At 67.1% G+C, this 15621-nt stretch carries 17 protein-coding genes; 9 read left to right on the forward strand and 8 right to left on the reverse strand.

Annotated elements, in window-relative coordinates; translation table 11 throughout:
- Positions 1-94 precede the first annotated feature (94 nt).
- Positions 95-1306 (forward strand): helix-turn-helix domain-containing protein, encoded by a 1212-nt coding sequence (locus ACH438_RS32710; RefSeq protein WP_397012698.1) that lies wholly within the window; start codon positions 95-97, stop codon positions 1304-1306.
- On the opposite strand, the gene ACH438_RS32715 is transcribed toward ACH438_RS32710, so the two are convergent.
- From ACH438_RS32715 to ACH438_RS32735, 5 genes are all read right to left on the reverse strand, one after another.
- Entirely contained in the window at positions 1298-2113 is an 816-nt protein-coding gene (locus ACH438_RS32715; protein WP_397012302.1) for an enoyl-CoA hydratase/isomerase family protein, read from the reverse strand. The two genes, ACH438_RS32710 and ACH438_RS32715, sit on opposite strands and share 9 nt — an antisense overlap.
- Complete coding sequence (locus ACH438_RS32720; RefSeq protein ID WP_397012304.1) at positions 2110-3117, reverse strand: TIGR03617 family F420-dependent LLM class oxidoreductase; 1008 nt, start codon at positions 3115-3117, stop codon at positions 2110-2112. Before ACH438_RS32720 ends, ACH438_RS32715 begins: the two co-directional genes overlap by 4 nt.
- Before the next feature lie 67 nt (positions 3118-3184).
- On the reverse strand, positions 3185-3883 hold the full coding sequence (locus ACH438_RS32725) for a GvpL/GvpF family gas vesicle protein (RefSeq protein WP_397012306.1): 699 nt from the start codon (positions 3881-3883) through the stop codon (positions 3185-3187).
- Positions 3884-3991: 108 nt separating this feature from the next.
- Positions 3992-4882 carry an STAS domain-containing protein gene (locus tag ACH438_RS32730; protein ID WP_397012308.1) on the reverse strand — a complete coding sequence of 297 codons (891 nt, stop codon included), beginning with the start codon at positions 4880-4882 and terminating at the stop codon, positions 3992-3994.
- Positions 4883-5064: 182 nt separating this feature from the next.
- On the reverse strand, positions 5065-6528 hold the full coding sequence (locus ACH438_RS32735) for an FAD-dependent oxidoreductase (protein WP_397012700.1): 1464 nt from the start codon (positions 6526-6528) through the stop codon (positions 5065-5067).
- A 165-nt stretch (positions 6529-6693) separates the two neighbouring features.
- On the opposite strand from ACH438_RS32735, the gene ACH438_RS32740 reads away from it, so the two are divergent.
- From ACH438_RS32740 to ACH438_RS32750, 3 genes are all read left to right on the forward strand, one after another.
- A complete protein-coding gene (locus ACH438_RS32740; RefSeq protein WP_397012702.1) occupies positions 6694-7386 on the forward strand; it encodes a PAS and ANTAR domain-containing protein in 693 nt (230 codons plus the stop codon).
- 152 nt (positions 7387-7538) lie between these two features.
- Complete coding sequence (locus ACH438_RS32745) at positions 7539-8309, forward strand: RNA polymerase sigma factor SigF (RefSeq protein WP_397012310.1); 771 nt, start codon at positions 7539-7541, stop codon at positions 8307-8309.
- Positions 8310-8359: 50 nt separating this feature from the next.
- On the forward strand, positions 8360-9529 hold the full coding sequence (locus ACH438_RS32750) for an AI-2E family transporter (protein WP_397012312.1): 1170 nt from the start codon (positions 8360-8362) through the stop codon (positions 9527-9529).
- Between the two features lie 42 nt (positions 9530-9571).
- Here ACH438_RS32750 and ACH438_RS32755 read toward each other — a convergent pair whose 3' ends face one another.
- Both ACH438_RS32755 and ACH438_RS32760 read right to left on the reverse strand, forming a co-directional pair.
- Entirely contained in the window at positions 9572-10411 is an 840-nt protein-coding gene (locus ACH438_RS32755; RefSeq protein WP_397012315.1) for a DoxX family membrane protein, read from the reverse strand.
- 71 nt (positions 10412-10482) lie between these two features.
- Positions 10483-10968, reverse strand: a complete 486-nt coding sequence (locus tag ACH438_RS32760) for an SRPBCC family protein (RefSeq protein WP_397012317.1) — start codon at positions 10966-10968, stop codon at positions 10483-10485.
- 131 nt (positions 10969-11099) lie between these two features.
- Here ACH438_RS32760 and ACH438_RS32765 point away from each other — a divergent pair, with 131 nt between their 5' ends.
- The 5 genes from ACH438_RS32765 (at position 11100) to ACH438_RS32785 (ending at position 14494) form a co-directional block, all read left to right on the forward strand.
- A complete protein-coding gene (locus ACH438_RS32765) occupies positions 11100-11777 on the forward strand; it encodes a TetR/AcrR family transcriptional regulator (RefSeq protein WP_397012319.1) in 678 nt (225 codons plus the stop codon).
- Between the two features lie 117 nt (positions 11778-11894).
- Complete coding sequence (locus ACH438_RS32770) at positions 11895-13019, forward strand: agmatine/peptidylarginine deiminase (protein WP_397012321.1); 1125 nt, start codon at positions 11895-11897, stop codon at positions 13017-13019.
- A gap of 26 nt (positions 13020-13045) precedes the next feature.
- A complete protein-coding gene (locus ACH438_RS32775) occupies positions 13046-13618 on the forward strand; it encodes a TetR/AcrR family transcriptional regulator (protein WP_397012323.1) in 573 nt (190 codons plus the stop codon).
- A 115-nt stretch (positions 13619-13733) separates the two neighbouring features.
- Positions 13734-13895, forward strand: a complete 162-nt coding sequence (locus ACH438_RS32780; RefSeq protein WP_397012325.1) for a hypothetical protein — start codon at positions 13734-13736, stop codon at positions 13893-13895.
- A gap of 8 nt (positions 13896-13903) precedes the next feature.
- The gene (locus ACH438_RS32785) at positions 13904-14494 is read left to right on the forward strand and encodes a disulfide bond formation protein B (RefSeq protein WP_397012327.1); all 591 of its coding nucleotides are present in this window, start codon (positions 13904-13906) and stop codon (positions 14492-14494) included.
- A 61-nt stretch (positions 14495-14555) separates the two neighbouring features.
- Here the strand turns inward: ACH438_RS32785 and ACH438_RS32790 are convergent, their stop codons facing one another.
- Positions 14556-15491 carry a cutinase family protein gene (locus tag ACH438_RS32790; RefSeq protein ID WP_397012329.1) on the reverse strand — a complete coding sequence of 312 codons (936 nt, stop codon included), beginning with the start codon at positions 15489-15491 and terminating at the stop codon, positions 14556-14558.
- Positions 15492-15621 lie beyond the last annotated feature (130 nt).

Consider the following 15621-nt stretch of genomic DNA (forward strand, 5'->3'; position numbering starts at 1 on the left):
CGCGCCCGAATGGAGACTGTGCCCAAACCGATACTTCCATGTCGCCGCGCGTGCCCGAATGGTGATGTCACCATTGGCTTTCGTGACGCCGAAAATGGGTGGACAGACGGTGGGTCAACGGCTCGAATTCCGCCGGCGGCGTCGCGGCCTATCCCGGAAGGTGGTGGCGAATCTGGTTGGGCGCAGCGAGGAATGGCTCAGACTCGTCGAATCCGGACAACGCAAACTGGACAGCCTTGAAGTATTGGCCCGGCTGGCCGAAGTGCTGCAGATCGACGACGTCACCGAATTGATCGACTGGCCCTCCCGGGTGATTCCACACACGAATGTCGAACCCCACGAATGCCTTCGCGAACTGCGCGAGGTCATCATCGATCACCCCGCCTTGCGAATCCGGAGCAATCGCCCGGTCGACGACTACGACCAGGCCGTGCTGACCGCCGACCTGCGCACCTGCCGCCAGGTGTGGACGGGTTCGGCACAACGGTATTCACAGCTCACCCGCACGCTCCCCGATGTCATCGAGGCCGCCCGCTCGGCCCGCTGGCAGCTGCAGAACCTGGAGACCGCCGACCAGCTCGTCGAGGCGTATCACATTGCCCGCCACCTGCTCAGCGCCTGCGGCGACCACAGCATGGCCGCCACCGTCGCCGACCGCGCCATGGGCACCGCGGCGCAGGTCCATCAGCCGCTGCTGATCGCCGCCAGCGCCTGGCACGTCGCCACCGCCCTGCTGCACTCCGGGCATCCGGTCGAGAGCCACGACTACGCTCTGGCGGCCGCCTGCCGACTAACCGAAACCGGGCTGTCCACGCCGGATTCGGACATCATCGACGCCGCCCTGCGCCTGCTGGCCTCGCACGCCGCGGCCGTGGCCGGCGACCTCACCGAATCGGCGGGACTGCTCAGCGAGGCCAAGACCCGCGCCGTGAGCTTCGGCGCCGACCGCACCGCGCGCGGAATCCCCTTCGGCCCCAGCGAGGTCGGCATCACGACGGTGGAAATGGCGCTGGCGCAGCACGATCCGGATCAGGCCATCCGGCTGGCGCCGGCGGTGCCGCTCTTCGAGGGGCAATCCTACGAACGCCGCGCCGCCTATCACATCTGCCAGGCTCGCGCCTACGTCCTGCGCCGCGAGGACGCCGAGGCCACCCTGGCTTTGATGAAGATCGCCAATGTCAGCCCGGAGGACATCCGCTACGACGCCGAGGCGCATCACTGCGTCCAGCATCTGCTCCGCCGCGACAATTACCTCACCCGAACGGAAGTCGGCTATCTGGCCAAGCTCGCGGGCATCTCACGCTGAGGGAGGGTCCGTGGGCAGCAGGCTCGGCCGGCCGGTCCAGTCGGGCGGGCGGTTGCCGAGGAAGGCGCGCATGCCCTCACGCGCATCGTCATGCTCCATCAGCAGCAGGTGCAACTCGGTTTCGGCGGCGGCCGTGCGCTGTTCGTCGTTCTCGAAGGCGGACCAGAGCAGGCGTTTGCTGGCCGCCACCGCCAAAGGCGCGGTGTGCTCGGCGATATCGCGGGCGATCGCCAGCGCCGCGTCGAGGACCTCCGCCGCGGGCAGGACCTCCAGGCACAGACCCATGTCGGCGGCCCGCCGGCCGTCGATGGTGGCGCCGGTCAGCAGCAGGTAGGCGGCGCGGGACATACCGACCAGTCGCGGCAGCGTCCAATGCGAACAGGCGTCACCGATCATGCCCCGGCGCACCTGCACCACACCGTATTTGGCGTCCGCGGCCATGATGCGCAGATCGCACTGCAGAGCCAAGGTGAGGCCGATGCCCACGGCATGACCGTTGACGGCCGCGATCACCGGCTTGCGTACCCGCCACGCCGGCATCTCGACACCGGCGGCGCTGAACTCCGCACCCGGCTCGGTGAAGGTGCGCTCACCCGTCGTGAGGTCGGCGCCCGCACAGAACGCGGGCGGGGTACCGGTGAGCACGACGGCCCGGATGTCGTCGTCGGCATCGCAGCGCCGGTAGGCGTCGGCGAGTTCCACGCCCATCTCGCGGGTGAAGGCATTGCGGCGGTCCGGGCGATGCAGCGTCACCGTCGCGATACGCGCGCTGACCTCGAATCGGATTGTCCGGTATTCGGTCATCATGACCGCAGGGCCGTGCGCAGGGCGGCGATGTCCCGGTGTTCCGGGGTGTAGCCGGGGAAGTAGACGCACACTCGATCGGCCACGTCACCGTAGCGGCGGAGGATCTCGGCCGCGCACTGTTGCGGAGTGCCGGTGACCGCGACCGCGGACAGCAGCGAATCGTCGATCAGCTCCGCCATTCGATCCGCGGCGCCCTGCTTCGCGAGCGCGTACAGCCGCGGCTGCAACTCGGCCCGGCCCTCGACCTCGAGGACCGGGGCGTAGGCCGGAGTCGAACCGTAGAAGGCGATCAGTTCGCGCACACCGGCTTCGGCCCGGGTGCGTTGTTCCGGGGTGCTGCCCATGGCGGCCATCACCTGCGGCACGATCGTGAAATCCGCGGCCGCCCTGCCCTCCCGATCCAGACCCGCGTGCACGGCGGTCAGTGTGCGCTCCTGGAAATGCCGCTCGGTGTGGAACGGCATCACCAGCAGCCCATCGGCCACCTCGGCCGCCGTGCGCACCATGATCGGTCCGGAGCCGCCCATCAGAATCGGCGGGATTCCCATCGGATTCGGGCCCGGATCGAAGGCCGCGGGCATGAACGTGTGCGTCGTGAATTCGCCACGGAAATCCAGTGGTTCACCGGTCTGCCAGGCCGTGAGCACGGCCCGCACCGCCGACACGAACTCACCCAGCCGTGCCGCGGGCTTGGACCAGGTTGCGCCATAACGCTTTTCGATATGCGTCCGGACCTGCGACCCCAGTCCGAGCCGGAAACGGCCGCCGCTCAACAGCTGCAGGTCGTAGGCCGCGTGCGCCACCTGCAGCGGGCTGCGCGGAAAGGCCACCGCGACATTCGTCATGATGTCCACCGGTACCGCCGCCGCGACCACCGCGAGCGGTACGAAGACATCATGGCGGCCCTCGAAGGTGAACAGCCCGTCGATCCCGAGCCCGGCCAGATCGGTTGCCCTGGAGAGCAATTGATCCGGCCGGGCATCGAGCTGGATATCCAGACGCATCGATCCACTAGAACACAGCGGCCGCACGTCGAGCGGGGCCGGTACCACCCAGTGGAACTCGGCTGGCTCAGCGCAGTCGCGCGGTCGAGTCCGGGGCCTCGGCGGCCAGGAAATCCCAGGCCGCGAGCGGTCCCACGATGCGCAGCTGCGCGCGCTGCTGCCACTCCTCGGCGAAACTGTTCACGATGTGCAGCAGTTCGTCTTGCTTGTCGAACGGGATCAGCACGGCGATATCGGCCAGCTCCGCGGCGTGGCTGGGCGGGCGCACCGAGATCTGCCCGGTCAGCTGCGACAGTGCCCGCTGCAGGATCTCACTGTCGGCGTGGCGCTGTTCCTCGGCCGTCGTACCGGTGGGCAGCTCGAGGTACTGGGCCTGCACCAGATATTCGGCCCGCCCGAACAATTGGCCCAGCGCCGCATGGAAGCGTTCCTCGTTCGGCGCGAGCAGGCTCTCGTCCACGGCCTTGTCGTCGGGCAGTGCGGAGCCGAATCGCATGGGAATGATGGGTCCCTGCGTGACCAGGGCGTCCACGATATTCGCGAAACCCCGGATGTCCTCGGCCTGATCCAGCGGCTGCCCGGCCGGCACCTCGCTGACCAGCGCCGCGATCGGCCCGTGCGTGACGGTGCGGACCGGGGTGGGGGCGCGGCCGATACCGTCTGCCGCCAGCCGCGTTTCGGCCGGCACGATGGCGTAGATCAGCAGCGCCGTCGTCGAATCGGATGGGGTACGAGCGGCTTCCGAGGGGGTGTTCGCGGTGCTCATGACTCTGAACCAACTCCTTGTGTTGTCGTTGTTCGCCTTACCGGGGCGCCTACCCGGTCGCGACGCAGACATGCACCGAAGCCCGCTTTTTCTCGTTGCGGCGTGGAGTCAGCTGTTGTCGCCGCTGCGGCTGACCTCGTAGCCCAGCAGCCGTTCGGCCTCTTCGATACCGCCCTGGAGATCACCGACCGCGTTCATCTTGGACAGGTCCAGACCGATGGCGACCAGGGTGAGGGCGATCTTCGAGGACATGCCGGTGATGATCACGCTCGCGCCCATCAGACCGGAGGCGTCGACGGTCTGCACCAGATGGTTGGCGACGGTGGAATCGATTTCGGGCACACCGGTGATATCGATGACGACGACCTTGGCGCGATTGGCGCGAATCGCGCGCAGCAACTGCTCGGTCAGCTGTCTGGCTCGCTGACCGTCCAGCACGCCGATGATCGGGAGGATGAGCAATTGCTCACGCACCTGCAGCACCGGGGTGGAGAGCTCGCGAATGGCTTCCTGCTGCTGGCGGATGATGCGCTCGCGCTCGTCGACGAAGGAGACGCCCACGGTATTGGCGATGCGGTTGGCGGCGGGCTCGTAGGCGTCGAGAATGCGGTTGAGCACCTCGAAGTCGGATTGGTACTTCTGGAACAGCGAGCGCGCCAGCACATCTCGCAGCAACAGCACGATACCGAGCACCTCGTCGGTTTCCACGCCCCGCGGAATGATGCGCTCGGACAGGTCGCGCGCGTAATCCTGCAGTGCCTCCACCGAACCGGTCTCCAGCACCGCGACGTAATTGTCGTAGACCGAGGTCGCTTCGGAGAACATCTCGTCGGGCGTCATCGCGGTGAGCAGCTGGGCGCTGGTAATGCGCCGCGCCCACTCTTCCCGAAGGACCGTCCGGTTCTGCCGCAGATGCTGCACCAATTCCGACAGCAGCCCCGTGCTGTCGCCATTGGGACTGATATCGAGGCGGTCCGAGACGATCGATACGTCGGACAAGGCATGCCTTTCAGCGGATGCCACACCGACGGGGCCGGCATGGAAAGTCGACGGTAGCCAGCCGTGTTCTCGACCGGCATGCACCAGGGTGAAATCGTATACCCGGCATGCCGAATTGTGGTATCCGATCCAGCGAAGTCAAAGGTCCGGCGGCGCGGGAGCCGCTGTGCCGCCGGTCCGCCTCACAGATACGGGCGCGGCAGGGGCGGGCGTAGCGGGTCGAGAGAACGGGTAGCGGGACCCTCCAACCGGGTGCCGTCGGCGGCGAATCGGGAGCCGTGCAGCGGGCAATCCCAGGACTTCTCGGCCGGATTCCAGGTGACGATGCCGGCCAGATGCGGGCAGACCGCGGAGACCGTGGTGGTCGTGCCGTCGACGGTGCAGGTCGCCGCCGGGCGGGGGATGCCGCGCTCCACCCGGCCCTCGCCCTCGGCCGGTGCGGCCGAGCTACCACCCGAACGCGCCGTGCGCAGCCAGCCGGACGAGAAGTCAAGGGCGACAGTTGCATTGGCGCGAATGGCGGCGGGAACGGCTTTCAGCTCGTCCGGACGCCAGGTATCGAAGGCCGCGGCCCAGTCCGGTGATTTACCGGTGATGCGGCCGACCATGACATGGGCCGCGGCAACGGCATTGGTCAGACCCCATTTCGCATAGCCGGTTCCGAGCAGAATGCCGTCGCGGCCCGGCAGCAGCGGCCCGGCGTAGGGGAGTCCGCCGATCGGAGCGTAATCCTGTGCGGACCAGCTGGTCAGCGGCTCCGCATCCGGGAAGTACCGCCGGGTCCACGAATCCAGATCCGCGGCACACGCATCGGTGCGATCCGCGCGGCCGACCACATGACCATTGCCGCCCACCAGGAGAATGTCGCCATCCGCGTCCGGGACCGTACGAACCGACCGGGTGGGTGCGCCGGCGGTGACGAACATGTCCCCGAGCAGCGGTCCCGCCGAGCGATAGGCCGCCAGATACGAGCGCTGCGGCGTCAGCCGCGCGAAGAAGCCGCTGCGATCCAGAATCGGTGTGCCGGTGGCGAGAACGACCGTGCCCGCGCGCACCGGGCCGTGCTCGGTGACGACCGCGTGGTCCGGGCCATCGCCGTGCACGCCCTGCACCGTGCTGGATTCGTAGATCGTCACCGAATTCGATTCGACATCGGCGGCCAAGGCGGCCAGCAGCGCCATCGGATTCAGCTGCGCCTGTGCGGGCAGCCGCACCGCGTCCCGTGCCGGGAACGGCGCATCCAGCTGCCCGACGAACTCCACGGGCAGTCCCGCGGCGTGCAGCACCTCGAATTCCCGCCGGACAGCGGCCGATTCCCGATCGGATCGCGCATAGGTGACCGCGTCGGCCTCCTGACAGGCGATGCCGTGCGTGCCGCAGTATTCCAGCAGCCACTGCTGGGCGGCATGATTCGCGTCCAGATAGGTACGCAGAATCTCGGTGGAATTGCCGCGCCGTATTCGCTGTGCCCGAATGCCCTGCAACAAACTGACTTTGGCAGTGCTGGAACCGGTGGTGCCGTCGCCGATCCGCCGCCCCTCCACGACGGCGACCTCGATTCCGTTCTCGGCCAGCAGAAGTGTCGTGACCAGGCCGGTGAGGCCGCCACCGATCACGACCACGTCGTAACGCAGTCCCGGTGTCACACGCAACCGGGCGGGTGTAGGCAGGCCGATTTTCCAGACTGATGTCATGGACCGGCAATAACCCCGACCGGTCGGACGAAACACCAGGGGATCCCGCGCGTCAGCGCGCCATATGAACCCGGAACAGCGCTCACAGCAGCGGCGAAGCGGATAATTCCCACTGTGATGCACGGTGGTGAGGTCTCGCCCGATGAGGCGCAGGCGTTCGAGCAGGTGATGGGTGGGCCCGGTTGTGCCCAGACGATCGGCAGCTTCCGCTTCTGGTTCGACGATCAGCGGTGGGAATGGTCCGATGAGTTGGCCGAAATGCACGGGTATCGGCCCGGGACGGTGAATCCGACCACCGAACTGCTGCTGACGCACAAGCACCCCGAGGACCGGGTGCAGGTCGCGAACACGATCGACCGGTCGGTACAGGACGCCGAGCCGTTCTGCAGCCGCCACCGCATCGTGGACACCGGCGGCGAAGTCCATCATGTGATCGTCGTCGGCGATCAGATGCTCGACGACGACGGCCGGGTCGTCGGCACCGCCGGCTACTACATCGACGTGACAGAGACGCTGGCCGAACAGCGGCAGGAGACCCTGGACGACGAGCTGCCCGAGCTGTTCGCGGCCCGCGCGGTGATCGAACAGGCCAAGGGCGCCTTGCGCTTGGTCTATGGCATCAGCGCCGAGCAGGCCTTCCGGGTACTGACCTGGCGGTCGCAGGAGACCAATACGAAACTGCGGGCGCTCGCCGAACAGCTGGTGGAGGAGCTCGGGTCCTTCACCGACTCCACCGCCTCGCTGCGGACCCGGTTCGACCATCTGCTGCTGACGGTGCACGAGCGCGTCGACGGGAGCGATGGCCGATGACGAAATCGACCCGCGATTCGCTCCGCATCCAGATATCAGCGGACGCAGCGCAATTCGGCATGCCGCGCGGGAAATAACACCGGATACGTTCGACGACAGCCGCGGTGGGTACCCGATACTCGTGCAGTTCAGCCGAGTACGGAGTGACGCCGATGACGGGTGACAGCTACGACGATATCGAGCCGCTGCTGAAAGCGCTTGCCGTCGCCGCGGAGAACGGTGCTCCCGAGCGAGATACCTTGCGGGAGGAAGCAATACGCCGATGCCTGCCCCTGGCCGACCACATCGCGCGCAAGTTCTCCGGCCGCGGCGAAGCCTACGAGGACCTGCTACAGGTCGCGCGGCTCGGCATGGTGCAGTCCATCGACCGCTTCGACGTCGCCCGCGGTTCGCGGTTCCTGTCCTTCGCGGTGCCGACCATCATGGGTGAGGTGCGGCGCTACTTCCGCGACAACACCTGGGCGGTGCGGGTACCGCGACGGGTCAAGGAAACCCAGAACCGGCTCGGCAGCACCATCGAAACCCTGGCCCAGCGGCTCGGACGCATGCCCAAGGCCCGCGAACTGGCCGCCGAACTCGGCGTGGACCGGCCCGAGATCACCCAGGCGCTGCTCGCCTCCAACGCCTATCAGAGCTCCTCGCTCGACGCGGTCGCGCCCGACGAGGGCGAGAACACGCCGCTCGCGCTGCTGGACGCGCTGGGCGAGGAAGAGCCGAACTACGAACTGGTCGATCAGTTCCTCGCGGTGCGGCCGCTCATCGAGGAACTGCCGACCCGCGAACGACGGGTGCTGGTCATGCGGTTCTTCGAATCGAAGACCCAGAGCCAGATTGCCGAGCAGCTCGGCGTCTCGCAGATGCAGGTCTCGCGCATTCTCACCAGAACCCTCAACTGGCTCCGCGAGGAATCACTCCGGGACTGACAACCGTCGTATCGGGTACTGCCCGTGCGGAAACGCACCGAGGTGGAGTCATGAGCGACGAGAACGACTGGGTGGGCAGACCGGAACCTGCCGACGAACCCGAACCCATTCTGGAGGCGGAAGCCGAGGCCGCCGAACAGGCCAGCGACGAACACCCCCTCGGGAAGCCCGGACGGAAGTTCGACCGGCGCTCGCCGTTCATGCTCGGATTGGCCGGTGCCGCAGGCGTTCTCGTCGCCTTGGCGGGTGTTCGCGCCCTGCTCGCCGCACGGGAGGCACTGCTGCTCGTGGTGGCGGCGATGTTCCTCGCCATCGGCATCGAACCCGCGATCTCCTGGCTGGTGCGGCATCGATTCCGGCGCACGGTGGCCGTGGCACTGGTGTATGTGATCGTGCTGGCCGGACTCGGCGGATTCCTGTTCGCGGCGATCACGCCGCTCATCGCGCAGGCACAGGCGCTGATCGCGCACGGGCCCGACCGGCTGCAGCATCTGGAACGGACGTATCCGCTGGTGCGGTCGCTGGACCAGCGGTTCCAGCTCGATCAGAAACTGCGGCAAGGGCTGGGCAATGACTTCGGGCCGGTGTCGCGCGGCGTGGTGGGTGCGGGGCGAATCGTATTCAGCGCCTTGACCAGTACCGTCATCGTGGCGGTGCTGACCGCGTACTTCTCGGCGAACTTCCCCAGCCTGCGCGCGAATCTGTATCGGCTCTTCCCGGCTTCGCGGCGGCCGCGCGCAATCCTCATCGGGGACGCCATCTTCGCGAAGGTCGGCGGGTATGTGCTGGGCAATCTGCTGATCTCACTGGTCACCGGCACCCTGACCTTCGTCTGGCTCACCGCGTTCCGGGTGCCCTTCCCGCTCGTGCTCGCGGTACTGGTGGCGCTGCTCGATCTGATCCCCATGATCGGATCCACCCTCGCCGGCCTGATCATCGCGGTGGTCGCGCTGACCGTCTCACTTCCGGTGTGCCTGGCCACTATCGGGTTCTTTCTCGCCCTGCGGCTGCTCGAGGACTACCTGCTCGCACCGCGCATCATCGGCCGCACCGTGCGCGTACCGGCGGTGGTGACCGTGGTGTCCGTCCTGATCGGTGGCGCGCTGCTCGGCGTCCTGGGCGCGCTCATCGCGATCCCGCTGGCCGCGGCGGTCCTGCTGCTGGTGCAGGAGATGCTCTTTCCGCGCCTGGACGCGGAGCCACCGGCCCACGACAGCTGAAATCCCCGGCCCTGCACCAGGACCGGGGAAATCGAGCGATCGTCAGCGCACGCGCGATGCCGCGTCGCGAGTCGCCTCGCGCGTGGCGTCGGCCAGCTGTTCGCCGCGCTCGCGTGCTACATCCGCGAGCTGTTCGCCGCGCTCGCGGGCCACCTCGGCCAGTTGCTCGCTACGCTCACGTGCGACTTCCGCGAACTGTCCGCCGCGCTCGCGGGCGATTTCGGCGACCTGTCCGCCACGTTCCAGGGCTGCGTCGAGGAGCTTTCCGCCCCGGTCGGCCGCTACCGTACCCACCTGGGCGCCGAGATCGCGGGTGACCTCGACGAGCTTTCCGCCCTGATCCCGCAGTGCGGCACCGAGTTCGGGGCCGTGGTCCTTCGCGAAGTCGGCGATATCGGCCAAACGCTCACGCGGCGGCGAGGATTCATTGCGGAGGCGCGAAACCGCCCGCCGCCCACGCCAGCCCAGCGAGGGCCGGCCCTCGCGGTCGGTGGAGGCGATCAGCAGGCCGCCGAGCAGGCTCGCATCCTTGAGCAGGGAAGTGCGTTTCGCGGCCCGCCGCTCCGGGCTCTGCTCGCTCCAGTAATCGTCCTCGGTCAGTGCGGAGGGAATGATGGTCGCGGCGAGCACGACCGCCGAGAGCCGCGGTAGTTTGCCCAGTGCGAGCAGCGCCCCGCCGCCGATCCGGATCGCGGCATTGATCCGGACCGCCTGCAGCGGGTCGTCGGGCAGATAGGCCGCCAGCTTGGGCGGCAGCCGCGTCTCCCCGCGGTGTACGAGTTCCGTCGCCGCCTTCGCCCGCGGTTCGGGATTGGTCAGCGTATCGATTCCGTCGACGACGAAAACCGCCGCCAACAGGGGATGAGCAACTCGCCGCAGCATGATGAGTCCTTTCCGGGAGGTCGCGCGTCCGTATGTCGTCCTCACGCACTACCCGGTCGGGCCGCTGGTATTCACACAGTGCGCGGCCGGATTCCGGCGGGGCGATGCTCGAGGGCCGCCTTGATCCGCCGCAAGGTGTTGTTGAGGCCTTCTTCCATCTCGATATCGAAGGTCTCCTCGCCGCCGAGCCAGTGATCGACGATGGTGTACGAGATCCACTTGGTGCCGTGCGGGGGCACCGTGCGGCGGTGGACGACGGTGGAACCGGTTGCGGTGGGCGTGATTTCGAAATGCCACACGCTGTCGTTGGACAGGGTGCGGAACGCGATGGCGTGACCGGGCTCGAAACGCTCGATCCTGGAGACGGTGGGCCAGTAGCGGCGGCCGCGATGGTTCATATTGACGGTGAGGGCGCCGACCCTGACCCGGCCCAGCGGCCGCATCAGCCGGCACTGGTCACTCCATTCGGGCATGCGCTTCAGATCGGAGACAATGCCCCAGACCTGTTCGGGCGCTGCGTCGATATCGATGGACGCGGTCAGATTCTTCTTGGTCACGGGAACCCCCTGAGTGGGTGAGGTGTGGCTGTCGATGCCAGCCGTGCAATCCGATGATGATTCTAGTAATCACTTGATGGCATGGTCAATGCCTGGCGGGCCGCGCTCGGACGCCGGGCGATAATGGCCGAATGCCGAAACGAACTCCGCCGAAGACCGAGCGAACGCCGTCACCCGACGCCGTCACCGCAGCGGGGGAGAGCGGCGGATCCACCCGCGAGCGACTGCTGAACTCCGCCCTGAAGCTGTTCGCGGACAAGGGCTTCGCGGGCACCACCGTCGGCGATATCGAAGGCGACGCCGGCCTGGCGCCCCGCGGCGGCGGCTTCTACCGGCACTTCCAGTCCAAGGAGGAAGTGCTCGCCGCGGCGGTGGACACCCACATCCGCGAGATCTCGCAGGGCCAGGCGGCCGTGCTCGGGCTACTGCCGCTGGGCGATCTCCGGTCCGAACTGACCCTTGTCTGCCGCTGGCTGCTGGGTGCGATCGAACAGCAGCGCGACCTGTTCCGCGTGGTGGAACGCGACGGCGATCGATTCCCGGAGTTGCGTGACCACTTCCGCGTCAACCTCATCGACGCCGCGCACCTGGCGGCCGTGCAGTTCACCAGCCGCTGGGCGGCCGAGACCAGCCACCCCGCCCGGGATCCGGAAGCCTCCGCCGCCGTCATGATCGGCGCGGTCTTCAACTACGCGCGCACGCAATGGACGTATTCGCAGCCCCCGCTCGGCGTCGACCGGGATCGATTCGTCACCACCTGGGTGGACTACTGCTACGACCTGATGTCCGGGACCTCCGGCCAGGCATAATCGGAGCGATAGCAATACTGCATGAAATGGGTCACGTCGACGCCTGTCACCTTGACTAATTTTTTAGTCAGGACCTAGAGTCCTGGTCTGCGAGGGGCGAACAGAGGAGACATGGAAATGCGACGACGGACGTTCGTCCAGACTTCTATGGCCGCGCTCGGCAGTGTGCTGCTCGCCGCTTGCAACGACAAGAGCCTGCCGTTCGGCAGCGGCGGCCCCAGCGGCGAGCACGACGACGGAAGGACCTGGCTGATGCCCGACGAGGGACAGCCGCACACCCGCACCTGGATGGCCTTCGCCGCCGGCGAACGCATCTGGGGCGCGAACCTGGTGCCCGAGGTGCAACGCAACCTGGCCGGCATCGCCACCACCATCGCCCGGTTCGAGCCGGTGTCCATGCTGGTCTCCCCGGGGCAGATGGGGCAGGCCAAGACGCTCATCGGCGACGCGAACGTGCAACTGATCGCCGCCGAACTCGACGATCTCTGGATGCGCGATACCGGACCGGTGTTCGTGAAGAACGGAAACACCAAGGCCGGCGTGGATTTCAACTTCAACGGCTGGGGTGGCAAGCAGCAGCACCGCAATGACGCCAAGGTGGCCCAATTCGTCACCGGCCGTGCGGGAGTCGAGACGGTGCACACCGATCTGGTGCTCGAGGGCGGCGCGCTGGAGGTCGACGGACAGGGCACCGCGATCATCACCGAGAGCTGTGTGCTCAACAACAATCGCAACCGCGGCTGGAAGAAACAGGATGTCGAGGCCGAACTCGACCACCTGCTGGGCGTCAAGAAGGTGATCTGGCTGCCGGGCATCGCCGGCCAGGACATCACCGACGGCCACACCGACTTCTACGCCCGCTTCGCGAGCCCGGGCGTGGTGGTGGCCGGACTCGAAAACGACCCGGACTCTTTCGATTACGACGTGACGCGCCGCCACCTCGACATCCTGCACGCGGCCACCGATGTGCACGGCAGCGCGCTGCAGGTCGAGGTGCTCGAAGGTCCCTCGACGGTGCGGGAGAAGTTCGCCGACGAGGATTTCGCCGCCGGATATATCAACTTCTACGTCTGCAACGGCGCGGTCATCGGCCCCGAATTCGGTGATCCGGACACCGACACCGCCGCGAAATCGACGCTGGAGCGCCTGTTCCCGGGGCGTCAGGTGGTGCAGATCAATATCGACGGCATCGCCGCCGGCGGTGGTGGCATCCATTGCACCACCCAGCAAGAGCCCGCCTAGCCGGCTCACCCCTACTGTGAGGAACCGTGTCGGAACGTCGAACCCAGATCCTGGAAGCCGCAGTCCGTGTCATCGCGCAGGATGGCGTGCGCGGACTGCGGATAGAGAAGCTCGCCGCCGCGGCCGAAGTGTCCACGGCATTGATCTACTACCACTTCAAGGATCGGGCCGGCGTTCTGCACGCGGCCCTCGAGCACATCAACCACCGGGCGCAGGGCTATACCGACAGGGCCTTCGCCGAGATCGCCGATCCGCGCACGCAGGTGGCGCGGATGCTGCTGCTCGAACTGCAGGACAGCGACGAGGTGCGCGAAACCAGTATCGCCTGGGGGGAATTGCGTGCCAGCGCGGTCTTCAACCCCGACCTGCGTGACCCCCTGCGCAGCACCACGCAGTCCTGGAACGCCGATGTCGAACTGCTCATCCGCCAGGCGCAGGACTCCGGCGCGGTCGGTCCCGGCGTCGATGCCGCCGCGGCCGCCATACGGCTCACCGCCCTCGTCGAAGGGCTCAGCGAACGCTGGCACAGCGCCTCGATCACCCTGGATGCGGCGCGTCAACTCCTCACCGGCGCAATAGATCTCGAACTTCGCGCCTGATACCCCGAGCCCATAGATCGAATCTATGGGTACATCGGTTCGCAGTGGCTACCTCACGGCAACGCGCGCGGGCAGAGTCGAGGGTGAAACAGGAATCCGATGAAATCAGGTCGTTGTGTACACCCTACTTTTTGCGTTGATCGTGCTGTGCGTGGTGGGCGTGGTCCGAAATTGGCCGCAGCCCAAGGTGATGGCATTGTGCTCGGGCACATTGGCACTGGCGGTGCTGGCTTTTCTGCCGCACGTCGTGGGCCGGTCGTTCGGAATCGGACTGTGAGGCGCGAGATGAGCAGCCTTTCGCATCGACTCGGTTTGTGGTTCGCACACGCTTATGTGCTCGGTATCTGCGGCACCCTGGCCGGAGCGTATTTCTTCCAGTTCGGGTTGTGGGAGTACCCGTGCCCGATGTGCCTGCTGCAGCGAATGTTCTTTCTGCTGACCGCGATCGGCCCGGTGTGGATCATCGTGCGTTCGCGCACCGGCTCGGTGACCACTCGCGAATTCGCGGCGGGCTGGGGCTGGTCGATCATGGCCGCCCTGCTCGGCGGCATCGTGTCGGCCTCACAGGTGCTCATGCATGTGGTGCCGCCGGACCCCGGTTATGCCGGCGCCTTGTTCGGCCTGCATTTGTACACCTGGGCGCTGATCACCTTCGTGGCCGCCGCATTCGCCGCCGCCGTCGCGTTGTTCCTGACCCAGTTCGCCGAACCGCTCGCGGCTACCTCGTCGGGGCTGCGCGCCGCGGCCCGGGTTACTCCGATGGTGTTGCTGGCCTTCGCCGGCACCAACCTGGTGGCGTGCTTCCTGCTGCAGGGCCTGCACTGGAAGATGACCGGTGATCCCACCGGTTACCAGTTCTTCGGCGATATCGGCTGAGGCCCGCAAACAATTGGGCCCGGCACCGAAAATCGGTGCCGGGCCCATTGGCCTGCATCGATCAGTGACTGGCCAGATCCGACAGCCAGTTGTGCAGCCAGGTGGTGGCGGTGGTGCCATTGCTGTCCACCACATAACGCGGGTAGGACTGGTGCACGCCAGAGGAGAGGAAGTCCTGGATCTGCCGGGTCCACTGCTTGCTGGACGGATCGTCCTGCGGGGCGGTGATGATGGACTGCCAGCCGGGGACCAGGGCCTCGCCGAGGATGGAGTTGAAGTTGTAGACGTAGTTGGGGACCTGCAGCAGATCGGGCGCGGACAGCTCGGTGGCCCAGCCGGCAAAACGCCCGGCGAGATCGTCCGTGGGGACGGAACAGTACAAATCGCCCGCCGCACAGAAGGTTCGGACCACCGGGCTCACCCAGCCGAAGCCACCCACCCGGGCACCCCCGGCACCGACGCCCGGCACCTGCGGGCCGATCAGCGCGTCGGTAGGGGAGCGGCGCGGGTCGGACAACAGGCCGACGGCGATCAGCCGATCGGGCGGAATGGCCCCGATCCCGGTGCCGATCTCGGCGGCCACGTCCCCGGCCACATTCGCGCCCTGGCTGTAACCGACCAAGGCGAAACGCGTATTGCCACAGCGGGCCGCCATGGCGGAGATCATGCCCCGGGCATTTGTGACGCCTTCGTGCTCGGAGCGACCGTAGACCGCACCCTCCCAGGGCAGGGCGGTGGCGGCATAGCTGACGTAATCCGTTTGCACATTGCCGGGCAGACCACGGGTGACCAGCGACAGCATGCCCTGACGCGGGTCACTGTCGGACGTCTCCCAGGTACCCGGAACGGCGATGACATTGATGTCCGGGCAGCCGCCGGGCGCGGCGGCAGCCTCGGGTGCACCGGTAGTGGCGGACAGCACCCCTGCGGCGACCGCGACGACGGACGCCGCAGCGGCACAGACTGTTCTGACCGACCGCGTTGTTCGAAACGACAAGGCCAACACTCCTTGCTCGAGACCATTCGTAAGCTTGCGGCACCCCACTGTGCGGGGATAAGCGACACTGCGGTATCCACGCCCGGCCCCGCCCGACGCCTGCCGGGCGAGACTTGGCGAATACTCGGCA

This window comes from Nocardia sp. NPDC020380, from assembly GCF_044386975.1.
Taxonomy (GTDB): Bacteria; Actinomycetota; Actinomycetes; order Mycobacteriales; family Mycobacteriaceae; genus Nocardia.

Excerpts from the sequence above, each read along its gene's own strand:
- ACH438_RS32750 (WP_397012312.1), top strand. The coding sequence starts at position 8,360 with ATGAGCGACGAGAACGACTGGGTGGGCAGACCGGAACCTGCCGACGAA.
- ACH438_RS32725 (WP_397012306.1), bottom strand. The coding sequence starts at position 3,883 with ATGAGCACCGCGAACACCCCCTCGGAAGCCGCTCGTACCCCATCCGAT.
- ACH438_RS32720 (WP_397012304.1), bottom strand. The coding sequence starts at position 3,117 with ATGCGTCTGGATATCCAGCTCGATGCCCGGCCGGATCAATTGCTCTCC.
- ACH438_RS32740 (WP_397012702.1), top strand. The coding sequence starts at position 6,694 with ATGCACGGTGGTGAGGTCTCGCCCGATGAGGCGCAGGCGTTCGAGCAG.
- ACH438_RS32770 (WP_397012321.1), top strand. The coding sequence starts at position 11,895 with ATGCGACGACGGACGTTCGTCCAGACTTCTATGGCCGCGCTCGGCAGT.
- ACH438_RS32745 (WP_397012310.1), top strand. The coding sequence starts at position 7,539 with ATGACGGGTGACAGCTACGACGATATCGAGCCGCTGCTGAAAGCGCTT.
- ACH438_RS32710 (WP_397012698.1), top strand. The coding sequence starts at position 95 with ATGGGTGGACAGACGGTGGGTCAACGGCTCGAATTCCGCCGGCGGCGT.
- ACH438_RS32715 (WP_397012302.1), bottom strand. The coding sequence starts at position 2,113 with ATGATGACCGAATACCGGACAATCCGATTCGAGGTCAGCGCGCGTATC.
- ACH438_RS32785 (WP_397012327.1), top strand. The coding sequence starts at position 13,904 with ATGAGCAGCCTTTCGCATCGACTCGGTTTGTGGTTCGCACACGCTTAT.
- ACH438_RS32765 (WP_397012319.1), top strand. The coding sequence starts at position 11,100 with ATGCCGAAACGAACTCCGCCGAAGACCGAGCGAACGCCGTCACCCGAC.
- ACH438_RS32755 (WP_397012315.1), bottom strand. The coding sequence starts at position 10,411 with ATGCTGCGGCGAGTTGCTCATCCCCTGTTGGCGGCGGTTTTCGTCGTC.